This is a genomic window from Paenibacillus sp. TSM33, from assembly GCF_056099025.1.
Map to the genome: position 1 here is coordinate 1 of NZ_JBLZXB010000065.1, position 255 is coordinate 255.

General features: G+C 45.1%; 1 rRNA gene. It reads right to left on the minus strand.

From position 1 onward, the window contains the following. Nucleotides 1–136 precede the first annotated feature (136 nt). Nucleotides 137–255 (minus strand): 23S ribosomal RNA (locus tag ACN6NF_RS25910); the annotation flags it as partial.

Consider the following 255-nt stretch of genomic DNA (forward strand, 5'->3'; position numbering starts at 1 on the left):
GCTTCGCAAATTCTTTTTCAGGAATCAGCATCGCCAAATGCTGTGTGTTTGTTCGTGTAACTTCAGCTGCTTGAGCTGACGATATACTGAACTTACACCCTGAAAACTGGATCCGAAACTCATTGCGTCTTATCTTTAGGATAAGCCCTCGACCGATTAGTATTGGTCAGCTCCATGCATTACTGCACTTCCACCCCCAACCTATCTACCTCGTCGTCTTCAAGGGGTCTTACATACTGGGAAATCTCATCTTGA